The sequence below is a fragment of the Microvirga thermotolerans genome (genome assembly GCF_009363855.1).
Classification (GTDB): Bacteria; Pseudomonadota; Alphaproteobacteria; order Rhizobiales; family Beijerinckiaceae; genus Microvirga; species Microvirga thermotolerans.
Genome location: NZ_CP045423.1, coordinates 2,035,856 through 2,050,481, shown reverse-complemented (window position 1 = coordinate 2,050,481; position 14,626 = coordinate 2,035,856). Strand labels below are relative to the sequence as shown.

General features: G+C 67.1%; 15 protein-coding genes. 3 read left to right on the top strand and 12 right to left on the bottom strand.

The features are described from left to right. Positions 1-70: 70 nt before the first annotated feature. The 4 genes from GDR74_RS09495 to GDR74_RS09480 all read right to left on the bottom strand — a co-directional run bounded on the left by GDR74_RS09495 (position 71) and on the right by GDR74_RS09480 (position 3,419). A complete protein-coding gene (locus GDR74_RS09495; protein WP_152586086.1) occupies positions 71-367 on the bottom strand; it encodes a DUF5076 domain-containing protein in 297 nt (98 codons plus the stop codon). 4 nt (positions 368-371) lie between these two features. Further along, positions 372-1,820 carry a pyruvate dehydrogenase complex E1 component subunit beta gene (locus GDR74_RS09490; protein WP_152586085.1) on the bottom strand — a complete coding sequence of 483 codons (1,449 nt, stop codon included), beginning with the start codon at positions 1,818-1,820 and terminating at the stop codon, positions 372-374. Positions 1,821-1,866: 46 nt separating this feature from the next. Continuing rightward, positions 1,867-2,934 (bottom strand): pyruvate dehydrogenase (acetyl-transferring) E1 component subunit alpha, encoded by a 1,068-nt coding sequence (gene pdhA, locus GDR74_RS09485; protein WP_152586084.1) that lies wholly within the window; start codon positions 2,932-2,934, stop codon positions 1,867-1,869. 155 nt (positions 2,935-3,089) lie between these two features. After that, the gene (locus GDR74_RS09480; protein WP_152586083.1) at positions 3,090-3,419 is read right to left on the bottom strand and encodes an FtsB family cell division protein; all 330 of its coding nucleotides are present in this window, start codon (positions 3,417-3,419) and stop codon (positions 3,090-3,092) included. Positions 3,420-3,577: 158 nt separating this feature from the next. Between GDR74_RS09480 and GDR74_RS09475 the strand changes: the two genes are divergently transcribed. Continuing rightward, on the top strand, positions 3,578-3,925 hold the full coding sequence (locus GDR74_RS09475; protein WP_152586082.1) for a hypothetical protein: 348 nt from the start codon (positions 3,578-3,580) through the stop codon (positions 3,923-3,925). A 227-nt stretch (positions 3,926-4,152) separates the two neighbouring features. Here GDR74_RS09475 and eno read toward each other — a convergent pair whose 3' ends face one another. Continuing rightward, entirely contained in the window at positions 4,153-5,436 is a 1,284-nt protein-coding gene (gene eno, locus GDR74_RS09470) for a phosphopyruvate hydratase (RefSeq protein ID WP_152586081.1), read from the bottom strand. 120 nt (positions 5,437-5,556) lie between these two features. Between eno and queF the strand changes: the two genes are divergently transcribed. Then, positions 5,557-6,009 carry a preQ(1) synthase gene (gene queF, locus GDR74_RS09465; RefSeq protein ID WP_152586080.1) on the top strand — a complete coding sequence of 151 codons (453 nt, stop codon included), beginning with the start codon at positions 5,557-5,559 and terminating at the stop codon, positions 6,007-6,009. Here queF and GDR74_RS09460 read toward each other — a convergent pair. The 7 genes from GDR74_RS09460 to tpiA form a co-directional block, all read right to left on the bottom strand. Further along, the gene (locus GDR74_RS09460; protein ID WP_152586079.1) at positions 5,991-7,163 is read right to left on the bottom strand and encodes an MFS transporter; all 1,173 of its coding nucleotides are present in this window, start codon (positions 7,161-7,163) and stop codon (positions 5,991-5,993) included. The two genes, queF and GDR74_RS09460, sit on opposite strands and share 19 nt — an antisense overlap. Before the next feature lie 108 nt (positions 7,164-7,271). Beyond that, positions 7,272-8,120 carry a 3-deoxy-8-phosphooctulonate synthase gene (gene kdsA, locus GDR74_RS09455; protein ID WP_152586078.1) on the bottom strand — a complete coding sequence of 283 codons (849 nt, stop codon included), beginning with the start codon at positions 8,118-8,120 and terminating at the stop codon, positions 7,272-7,274. 72 nt (positions 8,121-8,192) lie between these two features. Then, positions 8,193-8,597, bottom strand: a complete 405-nt coding sequence (locus tag GDR74_RS09450; protein WP_194164706.1) for a DUF350 domain-containing protein — start codon at positions 8,595-8,597, stop codon at positions 8,193-8,195. A 57-nt stretch (positions 8,598-8,654) separates the two neighbouring features. After that, positions 8,655-9,518, bottom strand: a complete 864-nt coding sequence (locus GDR74_RS09445) for a VOC family protein (protein ID WP_152586076.1) — start codon at positions 9,516-9,518, stop codon at positions 8,655-8,657. 27 nt (positions 9,519-9,545) lie between these two features. After that, complete coding sequence (pyrG, locus tag GDR74_RS09440; protein WP_152586075.1) at positions 9,546-11,174, bottom strand: CTP synthase; 1,629 nt, start codon at positions 11,172-11,174, stop codon at positions 9,546-9,548. Positions 11,175-11,276: 102 nt separating this feature from the next. Then, positions 11,277-11,690 (bottom strand): preprotein translocase subunit SecG, encoded by a 414-nt coding sequence (gene secG, locus GDR74_RS09435; RefSeq protein WP_152586074.1) that lies wholly within the window; start codon positions 11,688-11,690, stop codon positions 11,277-11,279. A 126-nt stretch (positions 11,691-11,816) separates the two neighbouring features. Further along, positions 11,817-12,584: a triose-phosphate isomerase gene (gene tpiA, locus GDR74_RS09430; RefSeq protein ID WP_152586073.1), complete on the bottom strand. Its 768-nt coding sequence runs from the start codon at positions 12,582-12,584 to the stop codon at positions 11,817-11,819. A gap of 136 nt (positions 12,585-12,720) precedes the next feature. Here tpiA and GDR74_RS09425 point away from each other — a divergent pair, with 136 nt between their 5' ends. Further along, positions 12,721-14,622 carry a peptidylprolyl isomerase gene (locus tag GDR74_RS09425; protein ID WP_152586072.1) on the top strand — a complete coding sequence of 634 codons (1,902 nt, stop codon included), beginning with the start codon at positions 12,721-12,723 and terminating at the stop codon, positions 14,620-14,622. Positions 14,623-14,626 lie beyond the last annotated feature (4 nt).

Sequence of the window (14,626 nt, the reverse complement as noted above, 5' to 3'; positions counted from 1 at the left end):
GGATCCTGATCGAATGGGTTGATGAACCGTGTCCGTGGCGCCTGGGGGCCAGTCTCCGCCTCCGGACGCGCTAGTTGAGGGCCTGGGTCGAGCCGGGATCGGACGGGTCCTCCAGCTCGGCCTGGATGCCGGCGACGATCTCCCGCATGGCTTCCTCCTCCGAATACTCGGTTTCCATGCCGTAGATCCGGGCGGCGTGACGGGCGAGGTCCACCAGGAGCACGCCCCAGGTGAACGGATCGTCGAAGGCGCGGCGCAGCGCGATGCTGACCGCCCCCTCCGACACCGAGGCCCTCAGGATCTCGATGCCGCCCTTCTCCAGGGCGTCGGGCGGAACGTTGAGGGCCTCGAATTTCCGTTCTGTCATGACGTCACCGATAGCAAACCGCCTTCGCCGCCTGCACCACCTCGGCCACCGACGGGAGCGCCAGCTTCTCGAGGTTCGCGGCATAGGGCATGGGAACGTCCTTGCCGGTGACGCGCACGACCGGCGCGTCGAGATAGTCGAACGCGTGCTCCATGATGCGCGCCGCGATCTCGGCGCCGACGCCGGACTGCGGGAAGCCCTCCTCCACCGTCACGCAGCGGCCTGTCTTCATCACGGAAGCCACGACGGTCTCAGTGTCCATGGGACGGATGGTGCGCAGGTCCACCACCTCGGCCTGGATGCCCTCGGCCTCGAGCTCCTGCGCCGCCTTGAGGGCATAGGTCATGCCGATGCCGAAGGAGACGATGGTCACGTCCTTGCCTTCGCGGTGGATGCGCGCCTTGCCGATCGGAACCGTGAAGTCGTCGAGCTTCGGCACCGGGAAGGACTGGCCGTAGAGGATCTCGTTCTCCAGGAAGATCACGGGATTGGGATCGCGGATCGCGCTCTTGAGCAGGCCCTTCGCGTCGGCGGCGGTGTAGGGCATCACGACCTTGAGGCCGGGAATGGCGGAGTACCAGGCCGCGTAGTCCTGGCTGTGCTGAGCCGCCACGCGGGCCGCCGCGCCGTTCGGGCCGCGGAACACGATGGGGCAGCCGAGCTGGCCGCCGGACATGTAGAGGGTCTTGGCGGCCGAGTTCACGATCTGATCGATCGCCTGCATCGCGAAGTTGAAGGTCATGAACTCCACGATCGGGCGCAGGCCTGTGAAGGCGGCGCCGACGCCGACGCCGGCGAAGCCGTGCTCGGTGATCGGCGTATCGATGACCCGGCGGGCGCCGAACTCCTGCAGCAGGCCCTGGGTGACCTTGTAGGCCCCCTGGTACTCGGCCACCTCCTCGCCCATGACGAAGACGCTCTCGTCCCGGCGCATCTCCTCGGCCATGGCGTCGCGCAGGGCCTCGCGGACCGTCATGGTGACCATCTCCGTGCCCTCGGGCACCTCCGCCGAGGCGTCGTAGCCGCGGTTCGCGACGAGTGCGGGGGCGGCCGGAGCCGAGAGGGGCGCCTGCTGCTCGCGGGCCGCGGGAGCAGGACGGTCGGTCATGCCCTCCGCCTGCATGTCGGGAACGGGGGCGGGCTGCTGCGACGCGGGGACCGGGCCGTTCGGCTGCGCGGGGGCCCTGGCCGCCGCCGCCGAGACGTCCTCCCCCTCGCTCGCCAGGATGGCGATGGGGGTGTTCACGGCCACGTTGTCCGTGCCGTCGGAGACCAGGATCTTGGCGAGAACGCCCTCGTCCACTGCCTCCACCTCCATGGTGGCCTTGTCGGTCTCGATTTCCGCGAGAACGTCGCCCGGCTTCACCGGGTCTCCTTCCTTCTTGAGCCATTTGGCCAGCTTGCCCTGCTCCATCGTCGGGGAGAGGGCGGGCATGAGAATGTCGATCGCCATGGAAGACTCTTGTGTGATTGTCGCTGAGGCGAAACGCTCCGGCGCCTTACCGCGCCGGCTCGAGAACGATGTCGGTATAGAGTTCGGACGGATCCGGCTCCGGATCGTGCGTGGCGAATTCCGCCGCCTCGTTCACGATCTCGCGCACCTTGCCGTCGATGGCCTTCAGCTCGTCTTCCGAGAGCCTCCAGCTCTCCAGGAGCCGGCGGCGGACCTGCTCGATGGGATCGTGCTCCTCGCGCATGCGGGTCACCTCGTCCTTCGTCCGGTACTTCGCCGGGTCGGACATGGAGTGGCCGCGGTAGCGGTAGGTCTGCATTTCGAGGATGTACGGGCCCTTGCCGGAGCGGGCGTATTCGATGGCCCGCTGGCCTGCCGCGTAGACCGCGCGCACGTCCATGCCGTCCACCTGCTCGCCCGGAATGCCGAAGGACACCCCGCGCTTCGAGAAGTCCGTCTGCGCGGAGGCGCGGTTCACCGCCGTGCCCATCGCATAGCGGTTGTTCTCGATCACGTACACGACGGGCAGCTTCCACAGCGCCGCCATGTTGAAGCTCTCGTAGACCTGGCCCTGGTTGGCCGCGCCGTCGCCGAAATAGGTCAGGCAGACGCTGTCGTTGCCGCGGTAGCGGTTGGCGAAGGCGATGCCCGTGCCGAGGGAGACCTGCGCGCCCACGATGCCGTGGCCGCCGTAGAAGTGCTTCTCCTTCGAGAACATGTGCATGGAGCCGCCCTTGCCCTTGGACAGCCCGCCGCGGCGGCCGGTGAGCTCGGCCATGACGCCCTTCGCGTCCATGCCGCAGGCCAGCATGTGGCCGTGGTCGCGGTAGCCGGTGATGACCTGATCGCCGTCTTTCGTCGCCATCTGCATACCGACGACGACCGCCTCCTGGCCGATGTAGAGATGGCAGAAGCCGCCGATGAGGCCCATGCCGTACATCTGGCCGGACTTTTCCTCGAAGCGGCGGATCAGAAGCATCTCCCGGTAGGCGTGGAGATCCTGGTCCTTGTCGAATTGGGGGGAGTTAAGAGCCTGTTTCGACGAGCTCTTGGGAGTTGACTTGTTGGCCGTGCCGGATGCGGCGCGGCCTGCCTTGCGGGCAGCAACAGCCATCGGGTCCTCCGAAGGGTTTCCTCGACGAAAGTTGTAGCGCAGTCGGAATCGGAAAGCGAGAGGCCCGGAAGTATGCACGGGCACTACGGTGAACGCTCTAATCTTCTGCCAGAGCTATGAAATTCCGAATTAACTTGAATCGAGTTTAGCGGAAATTACGGCTTGTTCTCGTCGTTTCCGAGGATAATGACGAGATCGTTGCGGTGCACACGTCCGAGGACGATCCGGGCCCGCTCCTCGAGAAGGTCGCGGTCGATCTGCTCGCTCCGCAGAAGGGCGATGCGGCGCTCCCAATCCGTCCGTTCGGTCTTGAGCGCGGCGAGCTCCTTGTTCAGCTCGGCCGCCTGCGCCTCGTATTGCTCCCGGGCCTGGAAACCGCGCGCCCCGCTGTGCGCATGATGCACGAAATACGCAACCACCGCCGCGGAGATGCTGTAGAGCACCAGCGGAATCAGAATTCGTCGTGCGCGCCTGCGGATGACCATGGGGTATTTCTACCGGCGACATGGTTAAGAAGCTATTGAAATTGGCCGCTCTGAGAAATGGAGTTGAGCATACTAGGGATACTCCATTGTCTCACTATCGAACCCGCTCCAACTGATCTTTCATGAGAGGGGGGCGATCAAAGCCAGGAGGCGCCATTATGATAGGTGAGAATGAGATCCGGACCCAAGAAGATTTCGAGATGTCCGCTCAAGGAGATCCAAGCGAAGAGAATCGCCGTAACTGGCACCGAGAGTACCGTTTTGCTGACGATTGCGTGGTTGAACTAACCGGTAAGGCACTTGAGCTTCCGCGCGGACTTAATTCAGACCGAGCCAAGATCATCCTGGGGGCATTCGTACTGGGGCTTACTGCCAAACATTTTAATGAAAATGCGAAGAGGATTGGCGAGGAACTAGGTAATAGACCCGATCACGATGGCGATCTCTGGATTGCCATCAAACGAGGCTATGCTCGCTTAAAGTCATCTCAAAAATCTGATCCGTGATCCGCTCTTGCAAGAGAGGCCCCGGGCAAAACCATCAGCTGCAAATGGCGAATAGCGCCCAACCCGTCATCACAGCCACAGAGCTGTCGGTGGTCTAGATGGCCCCAGATGCAGCTTGCTGATTAAGGCAGTTGGGACAAGCCAAGTCATAACTGTGGAACCGTGGGTGCACAATCAAAAAGGGCTGCCCTGAGCAGCCCTGTCTCAATTGAAACATTAGTGTCTCGTTACATCGACGCCTTCAGCGCCGCCCTGCCCGCATAGCGCGCCTGCCCGCCGAGCTCCTCCTCGATGCGGATGAGCTGGTTGTACTTGGCGAGCCGGTCGGAGCGGGCGAGCGAGCCGGTCTTGATCTGCCCGCAATTGGTAGCGACGGCGAGGTCGGCGATGGTGGAATCCTCCGTCTCCCCGGAGCGATGGGACATGACGGCGGTGTAGCCGGCGCGCTGGGCCATGTCGACCGCGGCCAGGGTCTCGGTGAGCGTGCCGATCTGGTTCACCTTCACGAGCAGCGAGTTGCCGACGCCCTTGCGGATCCCGTCCGAGAGCCGCGTCACGTTCGTGACGAAGAGGTCGTCGCCGACGAGCTGGCATTTTCCGCCGATCAGGTCGGTCAGGATCTTCCAGCCCTCCCAGTCGTCCTCGGCCATGCCGTCCTCGATGGAGGCGATGGGATAGGCCTTCACGAGCTGGGCGAGGTACTCGGCCTGCTCCTGCGGAGAACGCTTCTTGCCTTCTCCCTCATAGACATAGGAGCCGTTCTTGAAGAATTCGGTCGAGGCGCAGTCGAGGCCGATCACGATGTCCTGGCCCGGCTTGTAGCCGGCCTTCTCGATGGAGGTCATGACGAAGTCGAGGGCCGCCTCGGCGGAGGGAAGGTTCGGGGCGAAGCCGCCCTCGTCGCCCACGTTGGTGTTGTGGCCGGCGTCCTTGAGGGCCTTCTTGAGGGTATGGAACACCTCGGCGCCCATGCGCACCGCCTCCGACAGGGTCGGCGCGCCCACGGGCATGATCATGAATTCCTGGAAGTCGATGGGGTTGTCCGCATGGGCGCCGCCGTTGATGATGTTCATCATCGGAACCGGCAGGACCCGGGCCTGCGTGCCGCCCACGTAGCGGTAGAGCGGCAGGGTCACCGCGTCGGCGGCGGCCTTCGCCACGGCGAGGGAGACGCCGAGGATGGCGTTGGCGCCGAGCCGCGACTTGTTGGGCGTCCCGTCGAGCTCGATCAGGGTCTCGTCGATGAGCACCTGCTCTTCCGCGTCGAAGCCGCCGATGGCGTCGAGGATCTCGTTGTTCACCGCCTCGACCGCCTTGGTGACGCCCTTGCCGAGGTAGCGCTTCTTGTCGCCGTCCCGCAGCTCCACGGCCTCGTGCGCGCCGGTCGAAGCGCCGGAGGGAACCGCCGCGCGGCCGAGGGACCCGTCCTCCAGGGTCACATCCACCTCGATGGTCGGGTTGCCGCGGCTGTCGAGGATTTCGCGGGCGTGGACGTCGATGATAGCGGTCATGAAAAAGCTCCTCACAAGGCGAAAGGTGCGGCCTCACGTCTTTCTAGGGCTTATTGACCGAAATGCGCAGGTGAGCAAGGACGGCGCAGCGGTTCAACACAACCATTCGAGGACAATGCCGTGACGGATCACACCCTCCAGCTCGGTCAAGCGACCGCCCTGCCCGCCTCGCCGGAGGAGGCGAAGCTCGACCGGGTTCCCAACCCCCATCGGGACACCGACTACCTGGCCCGCTTCACGGTCCCGGAGTTCACCTCCCTGTGCCCGGTGACGGGCCAGCCCGACTTCGCCATCCTCGTCATCGACTACGTGCCCGGCCCGTGGCTCGTCGAATCGAAGTCGCTCAAGCTCTACATGCACAGCTTCCGCAACCACGGCGCGTTCCACGAGGACTGCACGGTCGCCATCGGCAAGCGGCTCGCCGGACTGCTGGAGCCGCGCTTCCTGCGCATCGGCGGATACTGGTATCCCCGCGGCGGCATCCCCATCGACGTGTTCTGGCAGACCGGCGAGTTGCCGAAGAACCTCTGGCTGCCGGACCAGGGCGTCGCGCCCTACCGCCCGCGGGTCTGAAACCGGGGCAGCATCAGAATCACCGAGGCCGAGACGCCGACGCCGAGGATCACGGCGGCGGCGATCCCGGTGGAGGCGGTCAGCCCGGCATGGCGCAGGCCGAAGCCCATGACGACGACTCCCAAGGCCTGCCCCACGAAGAACGAGAAGGCATGAAGCGCCACCGCCGAGGCCCGCGCGGTGGGGGCGACTTCGGTGACCTGGGCCTGGAAGGTGTTGTGGAGCATGTAGAAGCCGAGGCCCATGAGGATCAGCGAGGCGCCGTAGGCGCGCCAGTCCGCCGTAAAGCCGAGCGCGACGAGGGCCGCGCAGGCGCATGCCCCGCCGGCAACGAGGAGCCTCCGGATGCCGAGCGTCCTCAGGAGCCAGGTGACGAGGAGGGAATAGAGCAGCCCTCCCACGGCGAAGCCGCCGATGGCGAACCCCGCCTGAGCGGCCCCCCCGCCGCCGCTCTCCTCGAGGAGCGGCGCGATATAGGGGAAGATCCCGAAAAGGGAGACGGCCTCCACGAAGACGAAGGCGAAGAGGGCGAGGGCGCGGGGGTTCGACAGGATGTCCCGGTAGCGCCGGATCGCGTCGCCCATGTCGAAGCGGCCGCCCGCGGGCGCATCGCGGAAGCCGATGACGGTCGCCGCGAGGGCGGCGGCCATGAGACCGGTGGAAAGGGAGAACACCCCGCGCCAGCCCACGAACTCGGCGATCAGCCCGGCGAAGGACGAGCCGGCGAGCTGGCCCATGATGACCGCCACCAGATACCGGCTGAGCGCCACCTGGCGCTGGGCCATCTCCACCCGGTCGCCGATCAGCGCGATGGAAAGGGGCACCGCCCCGCCGGCGGCCGTCCCGGCGACGATGCGCAGGACGAACAGGCTCGTCACGCTCGGCGCGACCACCGATCCCGCCAGGGCGAGGAACAGCAGGGCGAGCGCCACCTTCATCACCCGCTCCTTGCCGAGAGCGTCGCCGACGGGGCCGAGGATGGGCTGGATGAAGGCGTAAGGAAGGGCGAAGGCCGCGGACAGAAGGGCGATGGTCTGTGGGCTGGTGGCGAAATCCCGCGCGATGATCCCGACCATGGGCTCCACGGCGCGGGACGAGAACGTGCCGGCAAAGCCGCTGACGGCGAGAATCCGGATCAGGCTGCGCGAGGACATGGCTCCCGGGCGGTTCGATATGGGCGGGATGCCTCCCTTACCACGGCCGGAGCGCGTGACGGAGAGCCGGCAACGCGCACCTGCCCTCGCCAGAGAGCATGAATGACGTCAGGCCAGGGAAGCCTTGGCAAGGGCGTCGTAGGCCTTCAGCTGGGCGAGGAGCGCCTCCATCTCCTTCAGCGGCACCATGTTGGGGCCGTCGGAGGGGGCCTTGTCGGGATCCTGGTGCGTCTCGATGAAGACGCCGGCGACGCCGACCGCCACCGCCGCCCGGGCAAGGACCGGGACGAACTCCCTCTGGCCGCCGGAGGTCGCCCCCCTGCCGCCCGGCTGCTGGACGGAGTGGGTGGCATCGAAGATCACCGGCGCGCCGGTCTCCGCCATGATCGGCAGCGCCCGCATGTCCGACACCAGGGTGTTGTAGCCGAAGGATGCGCCGCGCTCGGTGAGCATCACGTTGGGATTGCCCGAAGACCGCACCTTCTCGGCGACGTTGGCCATGTCCCAGGGCGCCAGGAACTGGCCCTTCTTCACGTTGACCGCCCGGCCCGTCTTCGCCGCCGCGATCAGCAGGTCCGTCTGGCGGCAGAGGAAGGCCGGGATCTGGAGCACGTCGACCACCTCGCCCACCGGCGCGCACTGGCCGCTCTCGTGCACGTCCGTCAGGACCGGAAGCCCGAGCTTCTCCTTCACCTCGGCGAAGATCGACAGGGCCCTGTCGAGGCCGATGCCCCGGGCGCTGGAGACCGAAGTGCGGTTCGCCTTGTCGAAGGAGGACTTGTAGACGAGCCCGAGCCCGAGCTTCGTTGCGATCTCCTTCAGGGCGGAGGCCATCTCGAGCGCATGCTCACGGCTTTCCATGGCGCAGGGCCCGGCGATGATGCCGAGCGGAAGACGGTTGCCGAAGCGGACGGAGCCGACCTGGACGACGGCGGAGGGGGACGTGGTGCTGGTCATGGCCGTCCCCCTACCCTGTTTTGCGGCCGGAGGCAAAGACGACCGGCCGTCGCCCCGCGCATGGCCCGCGTCTCAGAACGTCATCGCCGCCGCGTTGATGATGCCGGCCGAAAGGGAGGCGGCGCCGAGGAACAGGGCCGCGGCCATCTCGCCTGCGGCGATCCGCTGGGAAAGGTTCGGCATGACGATGCGGACGAGCCAGTACACGGTGATCTGCACGGCGAGCGCCACGAGCCCCCAGATCAGGCAATCCACGATGGTCTGGGCATGGACGATGGCGCTGGCGAGCGGCAGGGCGAAGCCGACGAGGCTGAAGCCGAGGGAGGTCGCGGCGGAGATCACGTTCTCCCGGATGAGGGCGAACTCGTTGTGCATGGTCGCCAGGGTATAGATGGCGAGGTAGAGCGCGACCAGAACGGTCGCGATGACGAAGAAAATCAGGAAATCGGGCAGGCCCGCCAGAGAAGAAGCCACGATCTGTCCCCCTTGGATCCACAGAGGCTGAAAGGGACCTGTAGCAGGCGAGGGTTTCTATTACGTTGCCTCGAAGGCGATCGCGACCCCCATGGCGGCGCTGGCGGGCACGACCACCCTCGTTCCGATCTGGGCATAGGGGATCTCCGCCGCGTCGAGCCACCTGGCCTGGCGGGCGACATCGTCGATTCGGACCGAGAAGGCGACGAAGGACGGCCGATCCAGCTCCGCCTCCACCGACCCGTAGGTTTCGCCGGCGTCGTCCGGCGTCATCGCGTCCAGATGGCCGCCCCTCAGACGATAGGACAGGTCGTGCAGGGCGGGCCGGACCGGCCGTTCTCCCGTGAACGCGGAGAGGAACGCCTCGCAGCGGTCGGGGTCGGGCGCGGAAAGGGCCACGGCCGACACGTCCTCCGCCCGGTTGTCGTGCACCTGAAACGCCGGATTCCAGAAGTTCTCCGGGTAATGCTGCTGGCAGACGAAGAAGCCCGCGCGCGGCGCGTCGGGCAAGGTTGCGAAGGCGAGGCTGAAGGCGACGCGCACCTCCGTCCCGTCCGGGCGGACGCCCCTGCGCTCGAAACGGAACGGCTCGAACGCGCCGATGCCCTGACGGGAGAAGGTCTGCGCGTCGGCCTGCGCGTCGGCGCTGTCGAGCACCAGCATGGCGAGGCCTTCCCTCTCGCTCAGGTAGTCGCGCACGAAGGCGCCGAAGCTGAAGCTCCGCTCCGCATGGGACGCGATCTCGGCCCCCTCCCCGACGGTGATGAGTTCGAGGAAGGAGGACCGGAACTGGACGATCCGGTTCTCGGTGCCCCAGGGATGCCGGTTGCGCGCGCCGACCTGGAAACCGAGGCGCCGGTAGAAGGAGGCCGCCCCGTCGAGGTCCCGGACGGCGATCACGAGATGGTCGATGCGGCGGCTCATGCCTCGCCTCCGTCCTGACCGGCCGGTTTACACCAGCCGGCTCTGCTCCACGGCGGCGTGGATGAAGCTCTTGAAGAGCGGATGCGGGTCGAACGGCCGCGACTTCAGCTCCGGATGGTACTGAACGCCGATGAACCAGGGATGGTCCTCGTACTCGACGATCTCCGGCAGGACCCCGTCGGGCGAGACGCCGGAGAAGCGCAGGCCCTTGGCCTCCAGCCGCTCCCGGTAGCTCATGTTCACCTCGTAGCGGTGGCGGTGGCGCTCGGAGATTTCCGTTCCGCCGTAGATCTCGGCCACCTTGCTGCCGGGCTTCAGGGTCGCCTGATAGGCGCCGAGCCGCATGGTGCCGCCAAGGTCGCCGCCGGCGGCACGCTTTTCGAGCTCGTTCCCGCGCAGCCATTCCGTGAGCAGGCCCACGACCGGCTCCGGGGTCGGGCCGAACTCGGTCGAGCTGGCGTTCTCGATCCCGGCGAGGGAGCGGGCCGCCTCGATCACCGCCATCTGCATGCCGAAGCAGATGCCGAAATACGGCACCTTGCGCTCCCGCGCGAAGCGGGCGGCGCGGATCTTGCCCTCGGCCCCGCGCTGGCCGAAGCCGCCCGGCACCATGATGCCGTGGATGCCCTCCAGGAACGGCGCCGGATCCTCGCGCTCGAAGACCTCGCTCTCGATCCAGTTCAGGTTGACCTTCACCTGGTTGGCGATGCCGCCGTGGTGCAGCGCCTCGATGAGCGACTTGTAGGCGTCCTTGAGGCCCGTGTACTTGCCGACGACGGCGATGTTCACCTCGCCCTCGGGATTGTGGACCCTGCTGGAGATCCGGGTCCAGCGGCTGAGGTCGGGAGCCGGGGCGTTCTCGATGCCGAAGGCGGCGAGCACCTCGCTGTCGAGCCCGGCCTCGTGATAGGCGAGCGGCACGTCGTAGATGGAAGGCGCGTCCCGCGCCTCGATCACCGCCGTCTCGCGGACGTTGCAGAAAAGGGCGAGCTTGCGCCGCTCCTCCCGCGGGATCTCCCGGTCGGTCCGGCACAGCAGGATGTCGGGCTGGATGCCGATGGAGCGCAGCTCCGCGACGGAGTGCTGGGTCGGCTTCGTCTTGAGCTCGCCCGCCGAGGGAATGTAGGGCAGAAGGGTCAGGTGGGTGTAGATCGCCTGGCCGCGGTCGAGCTCGTTGCCGAGCTGGCGGATGGCCTCGAAGAAGGGCAGGCCCTCGATGTCGCCGACCGTGCCGCCGATCTCCACCAGGACGAAGTCGAAGCCCTCGTTCCCGTTGAGCACGAATTCCTTGATGGCGTTGGTGACATGGGGAATCACCTGGATCGTGGCGCCCAGATAGTCGCCCCGCCGCTCCTTGGTGATGATGTCGAGATAGATCCGCCCCGTGGTGATGTTGTCGGCCTTGGTGGCGGGAACGCCGGTGAAGCGCTCGTAATGCCCCAGGTCGAGGTCGGTCTCGGCTCCGTCGTCGGTGACGAACACCTCGCCGTGCTGGTAGGGGCTCATCGTCCCCGGATCGACATTGAGATAAGGATCGAGCTTGCGAAGCCGAACCTTGTAACCGCGAGCTTGGAGAAGCGCTCCGAGGGCCGCAGAAGCCAAGCCCTTGCCGAGCGAAGACACCACGCCGCCGGTGATGAATACGTACCGCGTCATGGACCCCTATCCATCAATAATGAGCGCCGATTCGCAATCGCGAACCGGTTTGCTCGTCTGCCATCCACAAAAAGAGAGGGCCGGAACTCCCGGCCCTGTTCGTCACTGCGACTGAGGCACCTGGGGTGCCGCCGGCGCGGGGGCCGGGGCGGGAGCCGGGCTCGCCGGCTGGTCCCCCTGCATGCGCTGGAGCTGTTCGAGGACGTTGCCGCCCTGCCCGCCGGCGGGCGCCTGCCCGGCCGGCGACACGGGAGCCGCGCCGTCGATGATCGAGCGGGGGGCGCCGCTGTAGCCCGCCATGATGGTGAGGGCCAGGCTGGTGAGGAAGAAAAGCCCGCCGAGAATCGCCGTCGTCCGGGTGAGGGCGTTCGCCTGACCGCGTCCCGTCATGAAGCCGGAGACGCCGCTTCCGCCGCCTCCCAGGCCCATGCCGCCGCCCTCCGAGCGCTGCAGGAGGACCACGCCGATGAGGGCGAGGACTATGATCAGGTGAACAATGATGAGAACCGTCTGCATCGTTCCAAAAACCTCAAGCGGCCGCGCCGGAAGGCGTCAGCCGCTCGCACGCGTCTGTCGTTGGGGCGGGCTGTAGCATAGGTGTGCACGGGATCAAAGTCCCGCAAGCGCCCTTTTGACGAAAGGTCAGCCGAGATAGGCCCCGGCGATGGCGAGAAAATCGGCGGCGACGAGGCTCGCCCCGCCCACGAGGGCGCCGTCGACGTTCGCCACCGCCATCAGCTCGGCCGCGTTGGAGGGCTTCACCGACCCGCCGTAGAGGATGCGGACCTTGGCATGCTCTCCCTTGCCCACGAGGCGGCGCAGCTCGTCGCGGATCAGGGCGTGGACCTCCGCCACGTCGGCCGGGGTCGGCGTCAGGCCCGTGCCGATGGCCCAGACCGGCTCGTAGGCGATGACCAGGTTGTGGCTGTTCGAGTCGGCGGGCACGGAGCCCCGGAGCTGCTTCTTGACCACGGAGAGGGTCCGGCCCGCCTCCCGCTCCTGCCGCGTCTCGCCGATGCAGACGATGGCCGTGAGCCCCGCGCGGTGGGCCGCCAGGGCCTTGGCGCAGACGTCGGCATCCTTCTCGCCGTGGTACTGGCGCCGCTCCGAGTGGCCGACGATGGCGTAGGTCGCCCCCGCATCGGCCAGCATCTCGGCGGAGAGATCGCCCGTGAAGGCGCCCATTTCCTTGGGATGGCAATCCTGGCCTCCGATGGCGACCCGCGATCCCACGGCCATCATGGCGAACATTCCGATGAGCGTGGCCGGCGGGCAGACCGCGAGCTCCACCTTGGCCTTCAGACCCGGCGTGTAGCCTGCCTGGATCTCGCTCAACACCTTGGCGGAAGACTTCAACCCGTTCATCTTCCAGTTTCCCGCCACCAGCGGGCGCGGCCGATCGACGCTCATTCAGGCACTCCTGTCACGCTTGATAAGGTGGCACTACCAGAGACTTGGAGCCTCTTTCAACCAGACTTGCCCTTTTCCCCGGGCCGCTGATCGGTTATCGCCGTCTCTAACGAGTTTCGAGAGAACGGGTTCGCTTATGCTTCGAGGAATGCGCCGGGCCGGACAGAGCCTGATCGGCAAGATCATCGCCGCCATCTTCTTCGGCCTTCTGATCGTCAGCTTCGCGATCTGGGGCATCGGCGACATCTTCCGGGCGACCCCGCCGACCTCCGTCGCCCGCGTCGGCAAGACCGACATCGGCATCGAGGCGGTCCGGACGGCCTACAACAACGAGCTGCAGCGCCTCGGTCGCCAGTTCCGCACCGTCATCACCCCGGAGCAGGCCCGCCTCTTCGGAATCGACCAGCAGGTCCTGACGAACCTCATCAACGAGGCGATCCTGTCTGAGGAAGCGAAGAGGCTCGGCCTGAGCGTCTCGGACCAGCTCGTGGCCCGCACCATCATCGAGGATCCGGCTTTCCGCGGCGCCGACGGTCAGTTCAACCGCGCCCTGTTCGAGCAGGTGCTCCGCAACGCCTCCCTCTCCGAGGCCGGCTTCGTCCGCGAGCAGCGCAGCGCGATGGCCCGGATCCACCTCGCCGAGGCCATTGCGGGCGACCTGACGGTGCCCATGGCCGCCCGCGAGGCCTTCAACCGCTACGCCAGCGAGCGGCGGGCCGCCGCCTATTTCGTGCTGACCTCCGCCGCCGCCGGGGAGATCCCCGCCCCGACCGAGGAGCAGCTCAAGAGCTTCTACGACGAGCGCAAGAGCGCGTTCCAGGCGCCCGAGTACCGTGCCCTCTCCGTCATGTCCCTCGACCCGGCCTCCCTCGCCAAGCCCGAGGCGGTGAGCGACGCCGACGCCCGGCAGCGCTACGAGCAGGAGAAGGCCAGATTCGGCACGCCCGAGAAGCGCACCGTCCAGCAGATCGCCTTCCCGTCCCGGGACGAGGCCGAGGCGGCCTTCAAGAGGATCCAGGAGGGCGCGAGCTTCGAATCCGTCGCGGAGGAGCGGAAAGTCTCTCCCCAGGACCTGGAGCTCGGCACCTTCGCAAGGAGCGAGATGCTCGACCCGGCGGTGGCGGAGGCGGCCTTCTCCCTGGCCGAGGGCGCCACGAGCGGTCCCGTCGACGGCCGCTTCGGACCGGTCCTGGTCCGCGTGACGAAGATCGAGCCGGAGGCCGTCAAACCCTTCGAGGAGGTCGCCGGCGAGATCCGCGCCGAGATCGCCCAGGCCCGGGCCCGCGAGCAGATCGAGAGCGTCCACGACGCCATCGAGGACCAGCGCGCCGGCGCCCGCCCGCTCGCCGATATCGCCAAGGACAAGGGCCTGACGCTGGTGCAGATGCCCGCCGTGGACGGCCAGGGTCTGGACAAGGCCGGCAACCCGGTGAACGTCCCGGCCCGCGACGCGGTCGTGAAGGCGGCCTTCGCCTCCGATATCGGCGTGGACAACGAGCCGCTGCGCATTCCCGACGGGGGCTATGTCTGGTTCGACGTCACCGGCATCGAGCCCGCCCGCGAGAAATCCCTCGACGAGGTGCGCGACCGGGTGGCCGCCCTGTGGCGCGAGGACGAGATTTCCCGGCGCCTCGCCGACAAGGCCCGGGAGCTGACCGAGCGCCTGGAGAAGGGCGAGGCCATCGAGGCCGTCGCCGAGAGCGCCGGAGCCTCCGTCAAGACCGCGTCCGATCTCGCCCGCGGCGCCGCGAAGGACGACCTGGGCGCCGATGCCGTAACCCGGATCTTCTCCGTCCCGGTCGGAAAGCCCGGAAATGCGGCGACGGGAACGGAAGCCCGCGCCGTCTTCAAGGTGACCTCCGCCTCGGTTCCGGCCCTCGCGCCGAACGCGCCGGAGGCACAGCGCGTCGAGACCCAGCTCCGCAACGGCATGGGCGACGACCTGGTGAACGAGTACATCGCGCAGATCCGCAAGGACCTGGGCGTCACCGTCAACCAGCAGGCCCTGCGCCAGGCCACCGGCGGCAGCGAACTCTGATCCG

Bases quoted from the DNA above. Each gene is read 5' to 3' on its own strand.
- GDR74_RS09475 (WP_152586082.1), top strand. From the start codon at position 3,578: ATGATAGGTGAGAATGAGATCCGGACCCAAGAAGATTTCGAGATGTCC.
- GDR74_RS09480 (WP_152586083.1), bottom strand. From the start codon at position 3,419: ATGGTCATCCGCAGGCGCGCACGACGAATTCTGATTCCGCTGGTGCTC.
- kdsA (WP_152586078.1), bottom strand. From the start codon at position 8,120: ATGACCAGCACCACGTCCCCCTCCGCCGTCGTCCAGGTCGGCTCCGTC.
- tpiA (WP_152586073.1), bottom strand. From the start codon at position 12,584: ATGAGCGTCGATCGGCCGCGCCCGCTGGTGGCGGGAAACTGGAAGATG.
- pyrG (WP_152586075.1), bottom strand. From the start codon at position 11,174: ATGACGCGGTACGTATTCATCACCGGCGGCGTGGTGTCTTCGCTCGGC.
- eno (WP_152586081.1), bottom strand. From the start codon at position 5,436: ATGACCGCTATCATCGACGTCCACGCCCGCGAAATCCTCGACAGCCGC.
- GDR74_RS09445 (WP_152586076.1), bottom strand. From the start codon at position 9,518: ATGAGCCGCCGCATCGACCATCTCGTGATCGCCGTCCGGGACCTCGAC.
- GDR74_RS09490 (WP_152586085.1), bottom strand. From the start codon at position 1,820: ATGGCGATCGACATTCTCATGCCCGCCCTCTCCCCGACGATGGAGCAG.
- GDR74_RS09495 (WP_152586086.1), bottom strand. From the start codon at position 367: ATGACAGAACGGAAATTCGAGGCCCTCAACGTTCCGCCCGACGCCCTG.
- GDR74_RS09425 (WP_152586072.1), top strand. From the start codon at position 12,721: ATGCTTCGAGGAATGCGCCGGGCCGGACAGAGCCTGATCGGCAAGATC.
- secG (WP_152586074.1), bottom strand. From the start codon at position 11,690: ATGCAGACGGTTCTCATCATTGTTCACCTGATCATAGTCCTCGCCCTC.
- GDR74_RS09460 (WP_152586079.1), bottom strand. From the start codon at position 7,163: ATGTCCTCGCGCAGCCTGATCCGGATTCTCGCCGTCAGCGGCTTTGCC.
- pdhA (WP_152586084.1), bottom strand. From the start codon at position 2,934: ATGGCTGTTGCTGCCCGCAAGGCAGGCCGCGCCGCATCCGGCACGGCC.